General features: G+C 59.7%; 3 protein-coding genes. All 3 read right to left on the minus strand.

Annotated elements, in window-relative coordinates:
• Positions 1-215: 215 nt before the first annotated feature.
• Positions 216-1,184, minus strand: coding sequence for a type III-B CRISPR module RAMP protein Cmr4 (cmr4, locus tag IRZ24_RS17620; protein WP_297167129.1), 969 nt, complete (start codon positions 1,182-1,184; stop codon positions 216-218).
• Position 1,185: 1 nt separating this feature from the next.
• Positions 1,186-2,379: a type III-B CRISPR module-associated Cmr3 family protein gene (locus IRZ24_RS17625; RefSeq protein WP_297167133.1), complete on the minus strand. Its 1,194-nt coding sequence runs from the start codon at positions 2,377-2,379 to the stop codon at positions 1,186-1,188.
• Positions 2,363-4,073, minus strand: a 1,711-nt coding sequence (gene cas10, locus IRZ24_RS17630; RefSeq protein ID WP_297167136.1) for a type III-B CRISPR-associated protein Cas10/Cmr2, incomplete at its 5' end; no start/stop codon positions are given. The genes IRZ24_RS17625 and cas10, both read right to left, overlap by 17 nt.

The raw sequence follows: 4,073 nt of genomic DNA on the forward strand, positions 1-4,073 counted from the left end.
GTTGATCTGCACCATCTGGTTAAAGGTCAAGACCCGTGTGCGATATTCGGCCTGCAGCTCGGCTGAGGGGAGCTTCTTTATCTCTTGAATACAGTTCCAGGCAAACTTGCCTCGCTCTTGTTCCAGCAGTCGTCGTATGGGTTTTTTCTCTCCTATCATAGGATTCACCTGTTATATCTGTTATTTTTGATCCTTTCTAACAAAGGGACGATAGTTTAGGGCTTACCGGTGGTGGTGCTAGTGAGTGGAACTGCAGGACTCCAGCGCACCTTGACGAAGCCACGCCCTACCGTCTCGTCGCCGCCGAGCTGCAGGTAGGGGCCGGCCTGCTGGCTGAGTGTTTGAGCCTCTTGGAGCAGTTCCAGGCCATGACGCGGCTGTTGGCCCGGCTCACTGGGGCGTCGCTCATTGGTCGCGTAGATAGGAGCGTAGAGCAGGGTATCCGCAGGCAGATGTTCCTCTGTCCAGAGGGCGCCCTCTTCGACCGTCTTCGTGCTCTGATTAAGGGCGATGCGCGTGATCAGCTCGGTTGAGTAGAGGGCGAAGTCGCGGAAATCGTCATCGGAGAGGACGACCAGCGAAGACCGCAGCTTGCCGGCCCAGTAGCCGTCAAGCGGGAGGGCGTGCTCCGCCAGCCAGTGCGCCACACTGGTCACCTGCTGGTTCTTGCTGACCTCGAAACTGAACTCTTCCAGCAGCAGGCCTGACTTCTCCTCGGAAGTGATCACCTCTGAATCCTCAGTAACCAGCGCCTGGCCGTTCGTCGGTCGCTCCGGCGGCAACTGCGGAAAAGTCTGCTCCTGGTGGATGTGGGTGAGATCCTTTCGAAAGCGCTCCAGGACATCAAGAGAGGTAGTATAAGCGAAAACTCCCCGGAGAGAGCGCACGGGAAAGAGCAGGATGCGGGCATCGCCGACGATCAAGGCCCCGGCATAAAGCCGGTCGGTCTCTTGAGTTTCGCGCTCGTGACCAAAAAGCGCCTCAACCCGCCTATCGGACTTGCCGCCAGCCTGCATGGCAATCAGCGCGCGCAGTTTCCCTTTGATGCTGCTACCCTGGATCATGGGATACTGGGTATGGCGCTCGCGCTGGATCGGTAACTCAACACTGCTCAGGCCACTGCCTACACCGGCGTGCAAGGGCGTTTCTGTATAGATGTACATCATGCTTGTTGCTGTAATCATGTCACCAGGCTCCTTTAAGGATCATTCCGTAGCCTATTTCTTTGCCGATATCTGTTAGCTGGTAGAGATCTCTATCTGTTTTCTTGTCAAAGAAGTAGATGCTTCCTGCAGGAACGCAGCGCCGGGCTGTTTTGCTCTGACCACCGTGATGACTGGGGTTCATCTGCCATCCGCCAATCCACTGGTAGCCACTGATAGCCGCAGCAATAGGTGCGCCGAGATCTGCGGGCCAGCGCTCGGGTTGCCAGCCCTTTCTGAAGATCGCTGGGGTGGCCAGATAAAGCAGGAGCCGCTGCCCGCTGAGGTGATCTGGCGTCTGAGGCGCGGCGGCCCGCACCGGTGTAGCCTGGGGATCAATCAGCCAGACGGTCACAGGACGGCTCTCGCCGCCCAGGGTATGGGCGAAGTGCGTCGGGGGCGCGGGCAGGCGCAAGAGCGAAGCGGTTTGCTCATCAGGTAGCAACTGATCGCTGAGAGGGTCGGCTGTCTGAGCCAGGCGCAGATCGACAAGAAAGCCATAGCTGGGTCGCAGGCGCACAGTGTAGATGGTATAAAGCATACCCTCCTCTGTCGTACGCGTGCGCTCCTGGCGAGCGATTCCCGTGCGCGGCTCTTCCTCGTAGATCTCGCTGTTGGAGATGATCATAGTCTCGCTCATCTCAGCATTGGAGCGCAAAGCTGCCTCTAATCCTTCTGCTGTCAGCCAGCCTTGCAGCTTGCTCCCCTTGCCAAGCGGTTGCGCCTGCTCTTGGCCTTCAGGATAGAGTGGCTGCTGCCCTTGAGGGAGATTGGTCCAGACGCCAGCGGGCGAGGCCGGTTTCAGGCGGAGCAGGCGTTTAGGGGAAGGGTCTGGCTGGAGCGGTGCGCGCAGCAAGTGGGCCGGCATGGGATAGAGCAGCTCAAAGCGCTGAGCGCCGTTCGGCGCCTTCTGACGGCGCGCGAGCGCGATCAGCCTGATGCGCAGGCGACCGTAGCCTGTCTGGTTACCGATCAGGGCTGTCAGGGCCGGATCACGCAGGAGCTCGGGCAGGCTCTTGCGCGGGTCCCAGTGGCGAGCGATCAGCTCCCGCAGCGACCCCTGCAGAGTTTCGGGCGTGGGGGGGAAGAGCGATTCGGCAAAGTTGACCTCGCCGGCATTGAAGGGGCGCCCACTGCGAAAGAGGAGCGTCTCATGTGGCTCAATGAAAAGATACACTGTCTCCTGCCTCCCTTGCGAGAAAAGCCAGAATCTGCAGCCAGTTCAGGACCGTGGTCAGACCATCGTTATTGGCCTGAGCGAAGGCTTGCGCGTGAGTCTGCTTCATTGCTGTGGCCAGAGTAACCAGTTGGTGAGTCAAGGGCTGCAAGGCCTCTTTCGGATCGCTGGCCAGCTCTTGGATCGCCTCCCTGGTGGCCGCTTGTTGCCCTGGATCAAGAGCTGGTCCTGTCACCGCCTCCCCACGCCTTGGCGCCTGAGCTGGCGTCTGCTCTGCCTTGCCCTCGGCCTGGTTGGCAGCGTACTTGTACTGGTTCCAGTGCCGTCTAAAGACACGTGCCAGCTCGCTGCCGAGGGCCTCGTCTGGCAGGCCCTGTAGCCCTGGCAACTCCCTGTTCAAGCTCTCCAGGCAGCGTGGCGAGAGTATACCGCGCACAAACAGGTGCGCTACCTGCTCAAAGATCTGGAGCGGTGAGATGGCCGGGTGGTTAGAGTCCAAAAAAGGATAGCTCCAGCGGCAGCCGGCGGAGAGCGTATTGCCGGAGCGCCAGAGAATCGTCACCACCAGGGCATTGCGGCCATAGCGTTGTTTCGCTTGCTCCTCAGCCTCACGTGCCATCCGGCGTACCAGCGTCAGCGGCATCAGATGATGAGCGATGGCGATGCCCATACTGACCGTAGCCGTTCTCGTCCCGTTGGAGGCCGTTTGTATGCTCGGCCCCACGATCTTGCTATAGGTCTGCTGCAGGGCTGAGGCGAGAGAGAACATCTGCGCCAGCGGCGCCAAGGCCAGCACGTCATCGCCGCCGGCGTAGATCAGTTTGCCGGGATGCTTATCCTCGACGATGCCGGGAACATGCTCGCGCGCGAAGGTCGAGAGCGCTTCACTGATGGCACGGTGATTAGCCTGGTGCTGGACCTCGCCAATGAGGGTGCCCATCTGGTCACCATCCATCTGCAGCAGGGCGTAGTAAGGACTTGGCGCACCAATGAGCCGGTAAAGCTCTCTCAGTACTTCATGGGCCCTGCTGAGATAGCTTGGCTCCTCGATGACCCATTCGCCGGGAAAGCGCTGTGGCTGCGATGCGACCAGAGCGCGGTAATTCGTGCGCAGCCGCTGGGCGGTAAAAGTTTCGACAAAAGCACACTCGCCGTCAACATCCTTAAGCCAGGAGTGGTTAGCCTGCTGAGCTTTCGTTTCCAGGTAAGGAAGAGCCAGGTGAGGCTTTTCCCTCTTCAGGAGTGCAGTAATCTCTTGCCAGCCCTTGACTGCCTCCTGAATTTCGCTACTTGGAGATTCTGGCGAAGACACCAGGGCTAACAGGCGCTCAATGAAGGTTGCGGCGGCCATGGTGCTGGTTGAAGGGAAATCCAGACCCTGTTCCAACCCCGGCTTGCCCTCCCCTTGACCTTTGAGGAAGCTCTTTGAGCGTAGAGCGAAGCGCTTCACCGTATCGATGGCATCCAGACGCTCGGAGCCGTCCGGGGCGAGATCTTTGGCCGAAACCCCCGGCTTGCCCGCTACCTGTATCCAAAACGCTCTGACCTCCTGTCGGCTGTTACCCTGGCTATGCAGGGCCTCGCGCTCGCCAGAGAGCGTGCTTTTCTCGCCGGGTTCATCTTGAGCGGCGAAATCGCGCAGGCTCTTGCGGGCATCGAGCGCCTGGGAGGTACGTTTGAACCAGTCCCCATAT

The sequence above is a fragment of the Thermogemmatispora sp. genome (assembly GCF_019683755.1).
In the GTDB taxonomy this organism is placed as follows: Bacteria; Chloroflexota; Ktedonobacteria; order Ktedonobacterales; family Ktedonobacteraceae; genus Thermogemmatispora.